The sequence below is a fragment of the Variovorax sp. Root473 genome, from assembly GCF_001426505.1.
GTDB lineage: Bacteria > Pseudomonadota > Gammaproteobacteria > Burkholderiales > Burkholderiaceae_C > Variovorax.
Map to the genome: position 1 here is coordinate 811,295 of NZ_LMEV01000017.1, position 13,922 is coordinate 825,216.

At 69.2% G+C, this 13,922-nt stretch carries 16 protein-coding genes; 2 read left to right on the plus strand and 14 right to left on the minus strand.

Annotation, left to right across the window (positions count from 1 at the left end; all coding sequences use genetic code 11):
- Nucleotides 1–299 precede the first annotated feature (299 nt).
- From ASD34_RS17095 to ASD34_RS17140, 10 genes are all read right to left on the minus strand, one after another.
- Nucleotides 300–782 (minus strand): ester cyclase, encoded by a 483-nt coding sequence (locus ASD34_RS17095; RefSeq protein WP_235510099.1) that lies wholly within the window; start codon nt 780–782, stop codon nt 300–302.
- Nucleotides 779–1,333 carry a VOC family protein gene (locus tag ASD34_RS17100; RefSeq protein ID WP_056579782.1) on the minus strand — a complete coding sequence of 185 codons (555 nt, stop codon included), beginning with the start codon at nt 1,331–1,333 and terminating at the stop codon, nt 779–781. The genes ASD34_RS17095 and ASD34_RS17100 overlap by 4 nt, the downstream gene beginning before the upstream one ends.
- A 32-nt stretch (nt 1,334–1,365) precedes the next feature.
- On the minus strand, nt 1,366–2,136 hold the full coding sequence (locus tag ASD34_RS17105; protein WP_056579785.1) for an SDR family NAD(P)-dependent oxidoreductase: 771 nt from the start codon (nt 2,134–2,136) through the stop codon (nt 1,366–1,368).
- Entirely contained in the window at nt 2,129–3,100 is a 972-nt protein-coding gene (locus ASD34_RS17110) for a Bug family tripartite tricarboxylate transporter substrate binding protein (protein WP_056579787.1), read from the minus strand. Before ASD34_RS17110 ends, ASD34_RS17105 begins: the two co-directional genes overlap by 8 nt.
- A gap of 38 nt (nt 3,101–3,138) precedes the next feature.
- The gene (locus ASD34_RS17115; RefSeq protein ID WP_056579788.1) at nt 3,139–3,921 is read right to left on the minus strand and encodes an SDR family NAD(P)-dependent oxidoreductase; all 783 of its coding nucleotides are present in this window, start codon (nt 3,919–3,921) and stop codon (nt 3,139–3,141) included.
- Complete coding sequence (locus ASD34_RS17120) at nt 3,918–4,979, minus strand: substrate-binding domain-containing protein (RefSeq protein ID WP_056579790.1); 1,062 nt, start codon at nt 4,977–4,979, stop codon at nt 3,918–3,920. The genes ASD34_RS17115 and ASD34_RS17120 overlap by 4 nt, the downstream gene beginning before the upstream one ends.
- On the minus strand, nt 4,976–5,596 hold the full coding sequence (locus ASD34_RS17125) for a carboxymuconolactone decarboxylase family protein (protein ID WP_082548765.1): 621 nt from the start codon (nt 5,594–5,596) through the stop codon (nt 4,976–4,978). The genes ASD34_RS17120 and ASD34_RS17125 overlap by 4 nt, the downstream gene beginning before the upstream one ends.
- Before the next feature lie 402 nt (nt 5,597–5,998).
- The gene (locus ASD34_RS17130) at nt 5,999–7,225 is read right to left on the minus strand and encodes an SAM-dependent methyltransferase (protein ID WP_056579792.1); all 1,227 of its coding nucleotides are present in this window, start codon (nt 7,223–7,225) and stop codon (nt 5,999–6,001) included.
- Nucleotides 7,222–8,010, minus strand: a complete 789-nt coding sequence (locus ASD34_RS17135; protein WP_056579793.1) for a DUF1365 domain-containing protein — start codon at nt 8,008–8,010, stop codon at nt 7,222–7,224. The genes ASD34_RS17130 and ASD34_RS17135 overlap by 4 nt, the downstream gene beginning before the upstream one ends.
- A complete protein-coding gene (locus tag ASD34_RS17140) occupies nt 8,007–9,404 on the minus strand; it encodes an NAD(P)/FAD-dependent oxidoreductase (protein ID WP_235510100.1) in 1,398 nt (465 codons plus the stop codon). Before ASD34_RS17140 ends, ASD34_RS17135 begins: the two co-directional genes overlap by 4 nt.
- Nucleotides 9,405–9,583: 179 nt before the next feature.
- Here ASD34_RS17140 and ASD34_RS17145 point away from each other — a divergent pair, with 179 nt between their 5' ends.
- Nucleotides 9,584–10,168, plus strand: coding sequence for a sigma-70 family RNA polymerase sigma factor (locus tag ASD34_RS17145; protein WP_056579796.1), 585 nt, complete (start codon nt 9,584–9,586; stop codon nt 10,166–10,168).
- A 2-nt stretch (nt 10,169–10,170) separates the two neighbouring features.
- A complete protein-coding gene (locus tag ASD34_RS17150) occupies nt 10,171–10,827 on the plus strand; it encodes a ChrR family anti-sigma-E factor (RefSeq protein ID WP_056579797.1) in 657 nt (218 codons plus the stop codon).
- On the opposite strand, the gene ASD34_RS17155 is transcribed toward ASD34_RS17150, so the two are convergent.
- From ASD34_RS17155 to ASD34_RS17170, 4 genes are read right to left on the minus strand one after another with little or no spacing between them, the layout of a single operon-like run.
- Nucleotides 10,790–11,221 (minus strand): DUF2177 family protein, encoded by a 432-nt coding sequence (locus ASD34_RS17155; RefSeq protein WP_056579799.1) that lies wholly within the window; start codon nt 11,219–11,221, stop codon nt 10,790–10,792. The genes ASD34_RS17150 and ASD34_RS17155 overlap by 38 nt on opposite strands.
- On the minus strand, nt 11,218–11,847 hold the full coding sequence (locus ASD34_RS17160; protein WP_056579800.1) for a DUF6134 family protein: 630 nt from the start codon (nt 11,845–11,847) through the stop codon (nt 11,218–11,220). Before ASD34_RS17160 ends, ASD34_RS17155 begins: the two co-directional genes overlap by 4 nt.
- Nucleotides 11,844–12,635 (minus strand): DUF1295 domain-containing protein, encoded by a 792-nt coding sequence (locus ASD34_RS17165; RefSeq protein ID WP_056579801.1) that lies wholly within the window; start codon nt 12,633–12,635, stop codon nt 11,844–11,846. The genes ASD34_RS17160 and ASD34_RS17165 overlap by 4 nt, the downstream gene beginning before the upstream one ends.
- Entirely contained in the window at nt 12,635–13,684 is a 1,050-nt protein-coding gene (locus ASD34_RS17170) for an SAM-dependent methyltransferase (RefSeq protein WP_056579803.1), read from the minus strand. The genes ASD34_RS17165 and ASD34_RS17170 overlap by 1 nt, the downstream gene beginning before the upstream one ends.
- Nucleotides 13,685–13,922 lie beyond the last annotated feature (238 nt).

Sequence of the window (13,922 nt, forward strand, 5' to 3'; positions counted from 1 at the left end):
ATGCATCATAGGAGGCAGGCGGCCCGACAGCTGCCCATGGCCAACTTCGATCGCCAGGCTCATCCCCATGATTGCGCTCCTCCAGCCACCATGTGAGCTGGGCCTGTTCCGCGAGGATCAGTTGTTGATCTTCGCCGGCAAGCATCGAGATGCGTCGCGCCCGTGTGACGGGGCTGCCGGATTCGCCGGATGCTGGCTATGCGGCTGACGCCGCTTGGCGGCCAAAGCCCGGGTCGTCGATGGCGGGGGCCTTGGCCTGCATCTGCTTGCAGGCGCAGGTCTGGTCCAACGCGTGGGTTTCAGCTCAGGCCGAGCGCTCGCAGCTTCGCATCGGGGGCCGAGAACGGTCGCTCGCACACGATCTTGTCAGCGCCCGGTGCGAACTCGAAGCTCGCCGCCATGCGGATGCGGAATTTCCGGCCGGTCGCGTCGAACACTTTGCCATTGGCATGCAGAGGGCCCAGGTGCGTTCCGCTGAGCCAGAACTCGACCAGCACAGTGTCCTGGTCGGCGGCGATGGCGATGATCTCGTTGGCCAGGTCGGGAAACGGCGTGCGTGAGCTCCTGAAATAGCCACGCACTTCTTCTTCGCCGTCGAACACCACGCCGCTTCCGTGCATCTCGTAGCGCGGATGCTGGAACGTATCGATCACTGCATCCCACTCCTGCGTGCATTCGAGCGCCATGTGATCGCGCACCGTCTTGATTCGTGCCGCCTGAAGCGTTGCTGTGTCCATGGGGTCTCCTGCTGGTTGCCGAACGGGGTGCGCCATGGCCGTCATGGTGTGGGCGCGGTGACGGTTGCGCCCACGCGGCGGATCGGATCCTGGCCGTCCCATCCCTCGGCTGCGCGCCTGATCTCGCGGAAGTACTCGCCCTTGCCGCCGGCCATCTCGGAGATCTCGAACATGCCACTGGGCAGGTCGGGATGGACGAAGTAGGCGAAGCGCCCGCGCATCCCCATGCGGCCGCTGTGGCCCTCGACATAGCCCATCGACAGCAGGTGCTGCACGGCCGTGTCGAAGCCCTCGTCGGTCCAGTAGGCCAGGTGCTGAGCGCCTTCGCCGCCGCGGCGCAGCGAATCGAGGTAGAGCGAGGGCGCGTCGTCACGCTGCTGGATCAGTTCGATCTGCAGGTCACCAGAGTTGGCCAGCGCAATGGAAAGCCTGGGCAGGCGCGAGGGCTTGCCGTAGTAATTGAACTCGGTCGTGCCGACTTCTTCCTTGTAGAACCACGGCCCCACGCCCAATGTGCGGGCCCAGTGGGCCATGGCCTTCTCGATGTCGTGGACGACGTAGCCGATCTGGCGTGCGCCGCCGAACAGCATGCTCATTGAATGGACTCCTTGGTGCTTCGGTGGTGCGCTCAGCGCATGTACGCGCCGCCGTTGACGTCGAGCGTGGCCCCCGTCATGAAAGACGACAGGTCGGACGCCAGGTAAAGGCACGCGCCCGCAATGTCTTCGGGCTGGCCGACGCGGGCCAACGGAAACGTCTTGCCGAGCGCTTGCTTGTTGTCGTCGGAGTTCGCGCCGCGCGAGAAGTCCGTCATGATCAAACCGGGCGTGACGGCGTTGGCGCGCACGCCCTGCGGCCCCAACTCTTTGGCGATGGCGCGCATGAAGCCCAGCACGCCGGCCTTGGCAGCGCAGTAGTGGCTGCCGCCGAACACGCCGCCGCCTTGCTGCGCGGACATCGACGAGATGCAGATGATCGAGCCGCTGCGCTGCGCGACCATGGTGGGGATCACGCACTGCGACATCTGGAGCGTGCCGCGCAGGGCGATCGACACGACCTGTTCGAAGTCCTCGGCGCTCACTTCCAGCACGCCGCGCTTTTGTGTGATGGCGGCGTTGTTCACCAGCACATCGATGCGGCCGGCCCATTGCAGGGCGCGCGCCACGGCCGATGCGCAGGCGCCGGCATCACGCACATCGCAGCCGATGCCGAGGTGCGCGGGGCCGATCGATCGGGCGGCGGCCTGTGCCTCGTCTTCGTCCAGGTCGAGCAGCGCCACCCGGGCGCCGTGCAGGGCGAACAGCCGTGCCGTCGCCAGGCCGATGCCGCGCGCGCGCGACGCACCGGTGATCAGGGCCACGCGGCCCTGCAGCAGGGGGAGGAGGGCAGCGTCACTCATTGCTGATGTTCGCGGCCTTGGCGATCTGCTTCCAGCCTTCGATGTCCGCAGCGGTCATGGTGCGCAGCTCGTCGCCGCCGACGAAAGCGGCGGTGATGCCCAGGTCCAGCAGGCGGGCCTTCACATCGGGCATCTCGAGCACCTGCTTGAGCGCGGCGGAGAGCTTGCCGACGATCGGCTTGGGCGTGCCGGCCGGTGCGTACAGCGCCCAGCGCAGCGCGCCCATGCGCTTGCCCGCGAAATCGATGCCCTCGTCGTCGTAGCTCGACACCTCGGGCAGGCTGGGCGAGCGCGAGGTGCAGGCGGTGATCGCCTTGACCTTGCCGGACTTGACCATCGGCGAGCCCGACGCCATGTCCACGTAGGCCAGCTTGACGTGGCCGCCCAGCATGTCGGTCTGGATCTGCACCACCGACTTGTAGGGGATGTGGCTCATCTGCGCCTGCGTGCGCAGGTTGAACAACTCCCCGCAGAAATGGCCGGTCGAAGCGATGCCCCAGCTGGCGTACTGCACGCTGCCGGGCGACTTTTTGGCCAGCGCGATGAGCTCCTTGGCGTTGTTCGCCGGGAAGTCGTTGGTCGCGATGAGCAGGATCGAGGCGGTGCCGACCTGCCCGATGGGCGCGAAGTCCTTGACCGAGTCGTACGAGAGCTTGGGATTGCTCGCGGGCAGCAGCACGTGCGTGGTCGCGCCGCCGATGCCGATCGTGTAGCCGTCGGCCGGTGCCTTGGCGACGAAGTCGGTGGCAATGGCGCCGCTGGCGCCCGGCTTGTTGTCCATCACGAAGACGCCCTTGACGAGCGGCGCCATCTTGTCGGCCAGCAGCCGGCCGAGTGCGTCGCCGCCGCTGCCCGCGGCCGAGATCAGGACAAAGCGGATCGGCCGCGTCGGATAGTCCGCGGGCGTTTCGGCATGGGCGGCGAACGCAAGGCCCGCGAGCGCTGCAATCCACAGTTTGCGCATGGTGTTGTCTCCTTCTTTGGAATGGTTCGGATACCGACCTACAGAGACAGGCCGCCGTCGACCACCAGCTCCAGGCCCGTCACGTAACTCGATTCATCGGAGGCGAGGAACAGCGCCGCATGGGCCACGTCCCACGCCGTGCCCTGGCGGCCCATGGGGCAGCGCGCATTGCGCATCTCGCGGCCCGCCTGCGCCTGCTTCTCGTCCTTGAAGAGGGCGGCGGCATGCGGGGTGTCGATCAGGCCCGGCACGATCACGTTGCAGCGCACCTGATGCCGCGCATACTGGCGCGCCACGACGCGCGTCATGTGATTGAGCGCTGCCTTGGAGGTGCTGTACGACAGGAACTGCATCGGGCTCCACTTGCGGCTGGCAATGGAGGAGATGTTGATGATGGAGCCGCCGCCCTGGCGGATCATGTGCGGCACCACCTCGCGCGCCGTGAGCATGGGGCCCTTGAGGTTGATGGCGTGCACGCGGTCCCAGGATTCCTCGGTGACCTCGATCAGCTCGCCGAACTCCTCGATGCCGACGTTGTGGTGCAGCACGTCGATGCGCCCGAAGCGCGCGATGCAGTGCGCCACCATCTGCCCGATCTGCTCGCTGCTGCGCACATCGGCCTCGAAGGCTTCGGCGATGCCGCCGATGTCATGGATGCGCTGCACCGACGCCGCAGCAGCTTCCGGCGACCGGTCCGCACAGAGCACTTTGGCGCCCTCGCGGGCGAAGGTGACGGCGCAGGCGGCGCCGTTGCTGATGTCGCCGCCGATGGAGCCGGCGCCGACCACGAGGACCACCTTGTCCTTCAGGCGCTGCGTCATGGGGCGGTTCTCGTTGTCTTGCGCGCGGCGACGACGCCGGTGGCAGCCTTGGCGACCGGGCCGCAGGATTCGCGCAGCACCATCTGCGTGGTCAGCAGGATGCGCTCCTGCTCGAGCGGTACCGTGCGGTCCAGCCGCCGCAGCAGCAACTCGGCCACGGCGGTGCCCACCGCTTCCAGGTCCCAGGTCAGCGACGTGATCGCCGGACTGAAGAGCTGAGACAGGTCCGTATCGCCAATGCTGATGACGCTGACGTCATCGGGCGCCAGGCGGCCCGAGTGGCGCAGCGCCTGCAGCACGCCCGACAGGATGCGGGTGCCCAGGCACAGGAAGGCCGTGGGCGCCGCGGGCGAGCCCAGCAGCGAGAGCGCCTCGCTGAAGGCGAAGTCCATCGCCGATTTCTCCGCGCGGATGAGCTTGGGGTCGGGCTGCAGGCCCCGCTCCGCAAAGGCATCGCGGTAGCCCACGATGCGCTCGCGCCCCGGGCGCAGCACACTGCCGGGCGTCAGCAGCGCGATGCGCGTGTGGCCCAGGTTCAGCAGGTAGCGCGTGGCTTGAAGGGCGCCGTGGCAGTGGTCGACGTGCACGCCCGCGTTGTCGCCCTGGAAGTCGCGGTCCAGCGCGATCACCGGACCGTGCGCCGCCAGCTGGTCGAGGTACGCCGGGGTTTCCTCTTGGCAGGGGCCGAGGATGAGTCCGTCGACGCGCCGGCGCCGGAACAGGTCGACCAGCGTCTTCTCCCGCTGGCCGTCGTTGTGCGTGCTGGCCACCAGCAGCGCATAGCCGGCCGTCAGCAGCCGCGATTCGACCGCCGTGATGATCCGCGCATACAGCGGATTGGCCAGGTCCGACACCAGCAGCCCGACCACGCCCGTGGAGCGGGTGCGCATGCTCTGCGCCACCGCGTCGGGGGTGTAGCCGAGGTCGCGTGCCGCCTTGGTGACCGCGGCGATGGCCTGTTCGCTGACGCGGCCCGTGCGGTTCAGCGCGCGCGACGCAGTGCCGATGGCCACGCCGGCGGCCTTCGCCACTTCACGGATGGTGACCTTGGCCTTCATGCCGGCACCTTGGCTTGCGCAACCGGGGCACAGAAGCGCTGCGCGCCTGGCTCCAGCGGCACGCCTGCGCTGTTCAGAAAAAAGGCAGCCATGTGATAGAAGCTCGACGCGAAGATGAGCTCGATCACCTGCGCCTGCGGCCAGCCCGCGCAAAGCGACTGCCAGGTCTGATCGGACACCGTGGAATGGCGGTGCAGCTCGTCCACCATCCGCACGATCAGGCGTTCCTTGTCGGTCCATCGCGTCGGCGACAGCGCCTGCCAGTCGGCGCTTTCGGTGAGCTCGCGCACCTGCACGGCATCGAGCCCGCATTTCTCTGCGTAGATGCTGACATGCATCCCCCACTCGTACTCGGACCGCGTGAGCGCGCCGGTGCGAATGATCGCGATCTCGCGATCGCGCTCGGGCAGCGCGCACTGGAACAGCACCACATGCGCCATGGCCTGGAAGGCCGGACCGAGCGTGCTGTGGTTCGCGAGCGCCAGCCGGAGGTTCAGCGGCGACAGGCCCTTGAACGCGGTGCTTTGTATCGCCGCCGCGACCTCGGGTTCGTAGGGCGGCGGCCGCAACGGCAATCGCCGGGATGGTGCGAGGAAAGGAACTGCTGAACCGGTCATGGCCGCAGTTTGAAATCAATGTGGAAACGTTTCTACGGTGGTAACCCTAGTCAAAATCCGGGACCAAGCAGAATGGAAGACGGAAATGCGAAAACGGTTCCACAAAGGCCGTACGGGATGACGGGATCCCGTCTGCGGCAACGTCAGGTGCGGTCCTGACGGTGAGTTGCTCGCCCCGTTGGCGCGTCGCGAGGCCCTCGTCCAACGGCGAGGCGAACAAGCCTGGTTGAAGAGGTCTCGGCAGTGCCATCGGGCAAGGCAGGGTCTGAAGGGCGGCACCATCGTCCCGGCATCCAGTTCCACGGAAACGATCGCCCGCATGGGGGTGAAACTGCATTGCGAGGAGAGCGCGTCGTCGCAGCGCGCGCTCAGAACGAGTGTCTTGCGCGATCCGTTGACCGATCAGGCCGGTGCGGCCGGCGCCGCGCGCAACCGATAGAGGCCGACGTCGATGAGCCCCGCGCGAAAGCCTGCTTCGCAATAGGACAGATAGTAGTTCCACAAGCGCTTGAACGCAGCGTCGAAACCGAGTGGCTCAATCTGGGGCCAGGCGGCGAGGAACCGGTGGCGCCACTCCGCCAGGGTTCGTGCGTAGTCCTTGCCAAAGCAGCGGGAAGTCTCGATCACCAGCCCTGCGCGCTGCGCCTGTTCATGCAGCACGCGCGCGCTGGGCAGCATTCCGCCGGGAAAGATGCAGTGCTGGATGAAGTCGGCCCCACGGCGGTAGCTGTCGAACTGCGCATCGGCGATCGTGATGGCCTGCAGCACCACGACGCCACCGGGCTTGAGGCGCTCGCGCAAGGTGGCGAAGTAGGTGGGCCAGTAGGCCTCGCCGACGGCCTCGATCATCTCGATGGACACGATGCGGTCGAAGCGGCCCTGCACGTCGCGGTAGTCCTGCAGCCGCAGGTCGACCCGGTCGGCCACGCCCCAGTCTTGCGCGCGTTCGCGGGCGAAGGCCAGTTGCTCGCTCGACAGCGTGACGCCGGTGACGCGCGCTTCGTGCCGGCGGGCCAGGCTCGCGGCCAGCGTGCCCCAGCCGCAGCCGATCTCCAGCACGTCGGCGCCTTGCGGGGTGTCGAGCATGTCGGCGATGGCTGCGAGGCGGCGCGCCTGGGCAGCTTCCAGCGTGTCGTCGTCGGCGTCGCTGAACATCGCGCTCGAATACAGCATGCTGTCGTCCAGCCAGTGCCGGTAGAACGCGTTGCCCAGGTCGTAGTGGAATGCGATGTTGTGGCGGCTTCCGCGCCGGCTGTTGCTGCGGGTCAGGTGCCGCAGCCGCGCAGCCCAGCGCGTCAGCGTGCGCCCCTTGAGCAGCGATCCCCAGGCCGACTCGTTGGCCAGGCCGAACTCGAACAGGGCCAGCAGGTCGGGACTTTCCCACTGGCCATCGCGGAACGACAGGGCCAGGCCCAGATCGCCCTGCAGCGCCAGGCGCAGCAGCGGGCGCCAGCTCAGCAGGCGCAGGCTCGCGTGCGGCCCGGGCTCGCGGCCGGCCACCTCGATGCACCGGCCGCCCGGAAGGCTCAGGGTCAACCGCCCGAAACGCGTGAGGGCAAGCACCCGGCGCAGCGGCGAGAAGGCCGCAGCGGCATCGAGGGCGGGGGCGGAAGGCGTGGTCAGGCTCATGGGGTCTTGCTCGGGGAAACGATGGTGAGGTCGCGATCGGGGGCCGCCGGTCGCGGATGCAGCGGCACGCGCTTGATCCACAGGCGCAGGGCCTGCCAGTGGATGGCGACCACCACCTTGAGGGTCAGCAGCGGATGGGTGATGAACACGCGCAGCAGCGCCCGGTCGCTCAAGGGCACCCGCTGGCCGTCGAGCCGCGCGTTGAGCACGGCGCCGGCCGCGTCGTGCACGCTGATGCCGACCGAGACCGCTTCGCCCGGCGGCGCGATGCGGAACCGGTAGTGCAGGTCCATGCCGTTGAAGGGAGAGACGTACATCTGCTTGTCGCAGTGCTGGTCGACGACGGGCGCGCCGTCGTCCGCGACCGGGATCAGGTAGCTGTGCCGCTGCCCGAAGGTGTTGTTGACCTCGTACAGCAGCGCCTGCAGCGCGCCGCCGGGCGCATGGCAGAACCAGACGCTGAGCGGGTTGAATACATGACCGAGCAGCCGCGGCATGGCCAGCAGCCGGATCGTGCCGCCGGTCGGCAGGCCGGCCTCGCGCAGCCGCGCCTGCACCTGGGCCCGCAGGTCGCTGCCCGAGCCGTCGCCATGGTCGGCGGCATGGAAGCTGAACAGGTTGAACCGGTCCACCGAGAAGCAGCGCAAGCGCGCGTGCAGCTGCGACAGTTCGTCGATGTCGATCAGCAGGTTGTAGACCCGGTAGCTCAACCGGTGCCGTGTCGGCCGCAGCCGCTGGTGCATGACGCGCCCGATGTAGAGCGCCGAGCCTTCGCGCGCACTCATGGCCTGACGGCCTGCGCGCCTTGCGGCAGGTGGATGCGCCCGGACTCCTGCGCCACGCGCCAGGGCCGGCGCACGCCGCCGAGCGCCTCGGCGACGGCCAGTCCGGCCTGCAGCCCGTCCTCGTGGAAGCCGGCGCCGAAGTAGGCACCGCAGAACCAGGTGCGGCGCAGGCCCTGCAGCTGCCACAGCTGCCGCTGCGCGGCCATGCCCGCGGCATCGAACACCGGGTGGTCGTAGACCTCGGTGCGGATCAGGTGCTCCGGCCTCGGGGCGGTCGCCGGGTTCAGGGTGAGGAACAGCGGCTCGGCCGCCGGGCCCTGCGGCAGGTCCTGCGGCAGATGGGGCTGCAGCCGGTTCATCCAGTAGGTCACCGTCGGGGCCGCTGCGCTGCCACGCGTGCCGAGGTAGTTCCAGCTCGACCACACGGTGCGTCGCGTGGGCATCAGTGCCGGGTCGCGGTGCAGCACGGCCAGGTTGCGCGTGTAGGGAAAGGCGCCGAGCAGGGCTTGCTCGGCGGCCGAGGGCGCATCGAGCAGCGCCCGCGAGCAATCCGCATGCGTGGCCAGCACCACCTGGTCGAAGCGCTCCGGCCACCAGCCGGCGCTGGTGCGAATCCGCACGCCCGTCGGTTCGCGGTGCAGTTCGAGCACGGCGTGGTCCAGCTGGATACGGTCGACGAAAGGCTGGCTGAGGCGCCGCACGTATTCGCGGCTGCCGCCCACCACGGTGCGCCAGACGGGCCGCCCGCTGATCTGCAAAAGTCCGTGGTTCTCGCAGAAGCGCACAAAGGCGGCGACCGGATGGCGGCCGACCTGCGCCGCCGGCGTGGACCAGATGGCCGCAGCCATCGGGTAGAGGTGGTCGTCGCGAAACGCGCGGCCGTAGCCGTGGGCATCCAGGTAGTCGTCGAGCGCCTGGTCGCCTGCCACCTGCGCATCGCGCGGTGCCTCGCGGTAGAACCGCAGCAGGTCGCGCAGCATGGCCCAGAAACGGGGCCGCGCCAGGTTGCGCTTTTGCGCGAACAGGCCGCGCAGGTCGGTGCCGGCGTATTCGAGCCTCCCGGCGTCCAGGCTCACGGCGAACGACATGTCCGAGGCCGCGGTGGGCACGCCCAGGTGCCGGAACAACGCGGTGAGGTTCGGGTACGCGGGCTCGTTGTAGACGATGAAGCCGGTGTCCACCGGCACGGTGCCGTCCCGGCCCGGCGCGTCCACGGTATGGCTGTGGCCGCCCGGGCGGGGCTCGCTCTCGAACACCGTGACCTCGTGGCGCCCGCACAGCAGCCAGGCGCAGGACAGGCCCGCGATGCCGGTACCGACAACGGCGATGCGTTGACCCGCAGGCACCGGGGCAGGCATTGGCAAGGCGTCGGACGGGGCGAGAAGGGGCAGCATGGGAAGCCTTTGGCAAGTCGTGCTGCCTGTACGCACAGAACGGCGATTTGGATTACCCGCGCGTGCCTGCGATGATCCGAACGCCGCTGCTTTGCGTACAACAGGACATGGCCGCTGCTCCCGATCCGTCCAACCCCTGTGCAGGCACTGCGGTGCCCCGCAGTCGCCGAGCGCCCCTCTTGACCGTTGTCTCCCCCGATTCCCCGCCGCCTGCCCGCCCCGACGATCTGTGGGCCCAGGCGATGGTGGCCGTGGCGCAGCGGCAGGACCGCGAGGCGTTCGCGCAGCTGTTCTCGCATTTCGCGCCGCGCATCAAGCACTACCTGATGCACAGCGGCAGCCCGGCCATCCAGGCCGAGGAACTGGCCCAGGAAGCCATGGTCACGGTGTGGCGCAAGGCTGCGCTGTTCGATCCGGCCCGGGCGGCCGCCACGACCTGGATCTTCGCCGTCGCGCGCAACCTGCGCGTGGACGCGCTGCGGCGGCGCCAGGGCGTGGAGTCGGCCGACGACGCGTTCGACTTCGAGCTGCTCCAGTCGGAAGCACCGGCCGTCGAAGACCAGCTGCACGACGCGCGCCTGAGCGAACGCCTGCGCGGCGCGCTGCGCCTGCTTCCGCCCGAGCAGCAGCAGGTGCTGCATCTTTCCTATTTTGAAGACGCGCCGCATGCCCGCATCGCGGCCCAGTTGAGCATTCCGCTGGGCACGGTGAAGTCGCGCGTGCGCCTGGCGGTCGCCCAACTGCGCCGCCTGCTGGAACATTGACGATGGACATCCGACACCACCCCGACGACGACCTGTTGCTGGCCCGGTCCTCCGGCCACATGCCGGCTGGCATGCGACTGGTTCTGGCCAGCCACCTGGAACTGTGCCCGCTGTGCCGCGAGCGGGCGCGCGCCCTCGATGCCGTGGGCGGCCTTCTGCTCGACGACCTGGCCGAGGCCCCCCTGGCCGACGATGCGCTGGCGCGCACCTGGGCCCGGATCGAAGCACATGAAGGCGCCGCACCCACCCCCGTGCGGGTCAGCGCGCCGCCGCCGCTGCCACCCGGTGCGCGCTGGCCGCGCGCGCTCGCCCACTGCAGTGCCACCCCCTGGCGCTGGATCGGCCCCGGCATGCGCTGGAGCCGTGTGACGGTGCCCGAGGACCCGCAGGCCAACGTCTTTTTGCTGCGCATCGCGGCCGGCAAGTACCTCCCGCAGCACACGCACCGGGGGCAGGAGTTCACCCAGGTGCTGCATGGCCGCTTCCACGATGGCCGGGCCTTGTTCGGCGCCGGCGATTTCGATGCGGCCGATGCCGAGATCAACCACCAGCCGGTGGTCCAGGACGGCAGCGAGTGCATCTGCCTGGCCTCGCTGGACGGCCGGCTGCGCTTCGACGGGGCTATTGCACGTTTCTTCGGCGCGCTGGTCGGGATGTGATGCGCGCCGCGACCCACGCCGACACGCCGCTCACGGCCGTGCCCCAGGCGAGGTCGGCGGCCGTGACGGCCCAGGACCAGTCGCGCAGCGTGGCCTGGTTCGTCAGGTCGTAGGTCGCGTAGGCCACGAGCCCGAACAGCGCGCCGCGACGCCACGCCACGGCAGGCCCGGCGGCCCCCAGTGCCGGCGCGATCGCAAAGACGACCAGGCCGACCCCGTAAAGGACATAGAACAGCACGGCCGCCGCCCAATTCACCTGCGGCGCCATCAGCGCACCGAGCGCGGGCTGGTACAGGCGAGGGCCCATGACCGACAGCCACACGGCGTCCAGCACAAGAAAACACGCGAGCGCCGCCAGGTAGGCAGAGAGCAAGGTGCGCGGGGATGGCTTCATGGGGTGCTCCGTACAGAGGTCAATCGGTAGCTCAGCTGGTGCTCGCCCTTGGTGTCGGCGTCGAGACCGATCCAGCGTTTGCTGTCGGCGGCATACCAGATGCGGATGCGCTGTTGCGCCGTGTGCAGTCGCCACCCGCGCGCACGCACGGGCTGGCCGCGGACCTCGATGGTCGCATCGGGCAGCGGCTCCAGGCGCACCGGCTCGGCCTTGCCCGTCTGGGGGTCGATCAGGCGCTGCTGCTTCAGCAGCCGGGGATTCCAGTAGGCGAAGCTCATCGGGCAGTCGCCGTCGAAGCGCTGCGCGACCTGCTGGCGGGTGCCGTCGTCATCGGTCTCGGTGCGCAGCTCGCGCAGGCAGTCACCGGCCCAGCGCTCCTCGGCCTGGTGCCGATAGCGGTAGACGGGAATGCCGAGCACGCGCACGGTGAACAGGGCACGGCTGTCGACGCTGCGCGCGGCCGCCGTGCCGCCGATCACAAAGCGATGGGTCCCGATCGGCTTGCCGTCGAGCGTGGCGGTGAAGTGCCATTCGCCCGCTTCCTCGTCAGCTTCCTGCGCCGCGGCCAGGCAGGTCGCCAGCGCCAGTGTCAGTCCCAGCATCAGCCCCACGGCGCGGCGCTTCATAGCCGGGCGCCGCGCCGTGGCGGCCAGGGAATGAAGGCGCTGGTGCGGGCCGCGTAGCTGCGGTAAGCAGGCCGGCGCTCGGCGATGTCGTGCTCCAGCAGCGCCACGCCCGACACCTTGAGCAGCAGGCCGGTCATGAGCAGCGGAGACACCAGGCACCACGCCACTGCCCATCCGCCTGCGGACAGCGCGGCCAGCCCGAGGCCCCACCAGACGCAGGCCTCGCCGAAATAGTTGGGGTGGCGCGACCAGGCCCAGAGGCCGCGGTCCATCACCGCATCCTCGCGGCGCGGGCCGCGCAGGAAGCGCGCGAGCTGGGCGTCGGCCACGGCCTCGATGACCACGCCGCCGCCGGCCAGCAGCAGGGCCGGCACATCCAGCCAGGACAGCGGCGACGGATGCGCGAACGCGGCCAGCAGCGGCCAGCCGACGATCCACGCCAGCACGGCCTGGAGCCCGAACACGAGGTAAAGGCTCTTCAGGCCGAAGTGCGGTTCGTTGCGCGCACGCATGGCCTGGTAGCGGCGGTCTTCGCCGTGGCCCCAGTTGCGACGCGTGATGTGCAGCGCCAGCCGGCACGCCCACAGCAGCAGCAGCCCGAGCATCCAGGCGCTGCGCGCGTCGAGCATGCGCGCAGGGGCGCCGGCGTAGGCCAGCGCCGGCGCCGCGATCATCACGGGCCAGATCCGGTCCGCCAGGCTGGCGTCGCGCCCCCCGATGCTGAACACCCAGACCGGCAACGCCAGCCCGAGGGCGATCGCCAGGCCCAGGCACGCGAGCGACAGCATCACCGTTTCTCGAACAGGTAGTGACCGACCCACCACTGGCTGCCTTCGGCGTAGCCGAACAGCTCTTCCACCGACATGAAGAAGAGTCGCCAGCGGGTCCACCACACCGGCGCGTCGCGCTCTCCGTAGACGGCGGCCAGCACGGGCATCAGGGTGGCCCGCCGGGCGTCCATGCGCGCCAGCCAGGCGGCCGAGGTCCGCGCGTAGTGGCGACCATCCCAGCGCCAGCGGTGCAGCAGGCGCAAGTCGTCCTGGCAGCGCAGCGCGAGATCGTCGCTGGGCATCATGCCGCCGGAGAAGAAGTGGCGGCTCATCCAGTCGCTGGCATCGCGCGCCTCGAACGGATAGGGCGCTTCGCGGTGAACGAAGACGTGCATGAAGAACCGCCCCTGCGGTTGCAACCAGCGGGCCACGTGCGCGAAGGCGCGCGGCCAGTTGCGCAGGTGTTCGAACATCTCCACCGACACCACCCGGTCGAAGCGCTCGCCGGTCTCGAAATCATTGAAGTCGCAGGTGATCACCTCGAGGTTGCCCAGGCCGCGCGCGGCGGCCTCGGCCATGATGAACAGCCGCTGCGAGTGCGAATTGGAGACCGCGGTGATGCGGGCGCCCGGAAAGTGTTCGGCCATCCACAGGCTCAGCGAGCCCCACCCGCAGCCCAGCTCCAGGATGCGCTGGCCATCCGCGAGGCCGGCGCGTGCGCAGGTCTGGGCCAGGGCTGCCGCCTCCGCCTGCTCGAGCGTCTGCACCCCGTCGGGCCACCAGCAGCAGCTGTACTTGCGGTGCGGCCCCAATACGCCTGTGAAGAACTCGGCGGGCAGTTCGTAGTGCTGCTCGTTGGCTTTCTCGGGCAGCAGGGCCAGGGGTGCCTCCTGCAATCCCTCGAAAAATGCCTCCGCACGCAAGGCAACGGCTTGCGGGTCGCCGCTGTCCAGCTCCAGCAGCCGCTGGCGCAGCAGCCGCCGCACGCCCATGCGAACGGCACCGTCGGGCACCAGGCCTTGTTCAACCCAGTGGATGGCAGTCGAGGTGCTGGAGGCTTGTGGCATGGCGATGGTCGTAGAAGGGCAGTCCCCTGTTCCTACGTCCGCTCGGGCGCAATGGATCACTGCGCCGCGGCGTCAGCACGTGGGAGCCGAGGCGTCTGGGGGCGAGGTATGGCGGCGGCGCACCTTCGGCGTTATCGCCCGGTCCATCCGTCTGTGGCCGTGAAGACAAGGCGTGGGCGCAGTTTTTTTCAACCTTCGAGGCGGCGAGCCTCTTCGCCGAGCCAGGCCATCACCACGA

Coding starts and splice junctions, on each gene's coding strand:
- ASD34_RS17150 (WP_056579797.1), top strand. CDS start 10,171: ATGGACATCCGACACCACCCCGACGACGACCTGTTGCTGGCCCGGTCC.
- ASD34_RS17100 (WP_056579782.1), bottom strand. CDS start 1,333: ATGAGCATGCTGTTCGGCGGCGCACGCCAGATCGGCTACGTCGTCCAC.
- ASD34_RS17155 (WP_056579799.1), bottom strand. CDS start 11,221: ATGAAGCCATCCCCGCGCACCTTGCTCTCTGCCTACCTGGCGGCGCTC.
- ASD34_RS17110 (WP_056579787.1), bottom strand. CDS start 3,100: ATGCGCAAACTGTGGATTGCAGCGCTCGCGGGCCTTGCGTTCGCCGCC.
- ASD34_RS17125 (WP_082548765.1), bottom strand. CDS start 5,596: ATGACCGGTTCAGCAGTTCCTTTCCTCGCACCATCCCGGCGATTGCCG.
- ASD34_RS17135 (WP_056579793.1), bottom strand. CDS start 8,010: ATGAGTGCGCGCGAAGGCTCGGCGCTCTACATCGGGCGCGTCATGCAC.
- ASD34_RS17130 (WP_056579792.1), bottom strand. CDS start 7,225: ATGAGCCTGACCACGCCTTCCGCCCCCGCCCTCGATGCCGCTGCGGCC.
- ASD34_RS17120 (WP_056579790.1), bottom strand. CDS start 4,979: ATGAAGGCCAAGGTCACCATCCGTGAAGTGGCGAAGGCCGCCGGCGTG.
- ASD34_RS17095 (WP_235510099.1), bottom strand. CDS start 782: ATGACGGCCATGGCGCACCCCGTTCGGCAACCAGCAGGAGACCCCATG.
- ASD34_RS17115 (WP_056579788.1), bottom strand. CDS start 3,921: ATGACGCAGCGCCTGAAGGACAAGGTGGTCCTCGTGGTCGGCGCCGGC.
- ASD34_RS17105 (WP_056579785.1), bottom strand. CDS start 2,136: ATGAGTGACGCTGCCCTCCTCCCCCTGCTGCAGGGCCGCGTGGCCCTG.
- ASD34_RS17140 (WP_235510100.1), bottom strand. CDS start 9,404: ATGCTGCCCCTTCTCGCCCCGTCCGACGCCTTGCCAATGCCTGCCCCG.
- ASD34_RS17165 (WP_056579801.1), bottom strand. CDS start 12,635: ATGCTGTCGCTCGCGTGCCTGGGCCTGGCGATCGCCCTCGGGCTGGCG.
- ASD34_RS17170 (WP_056579803.1), bottom strand. CDS start 13,684: ATGCCACAAGCCTCCAGCACCTCGACTGCCATCCACTGGGTTGAACAA.
- ASD34_RS17160 (WP_056579800.1), bottom strand. CDS start 11,847: ATGAAGCGCCGCGCCGTGGGGCTGATGCTGGGACTGACACTGGCGCTG.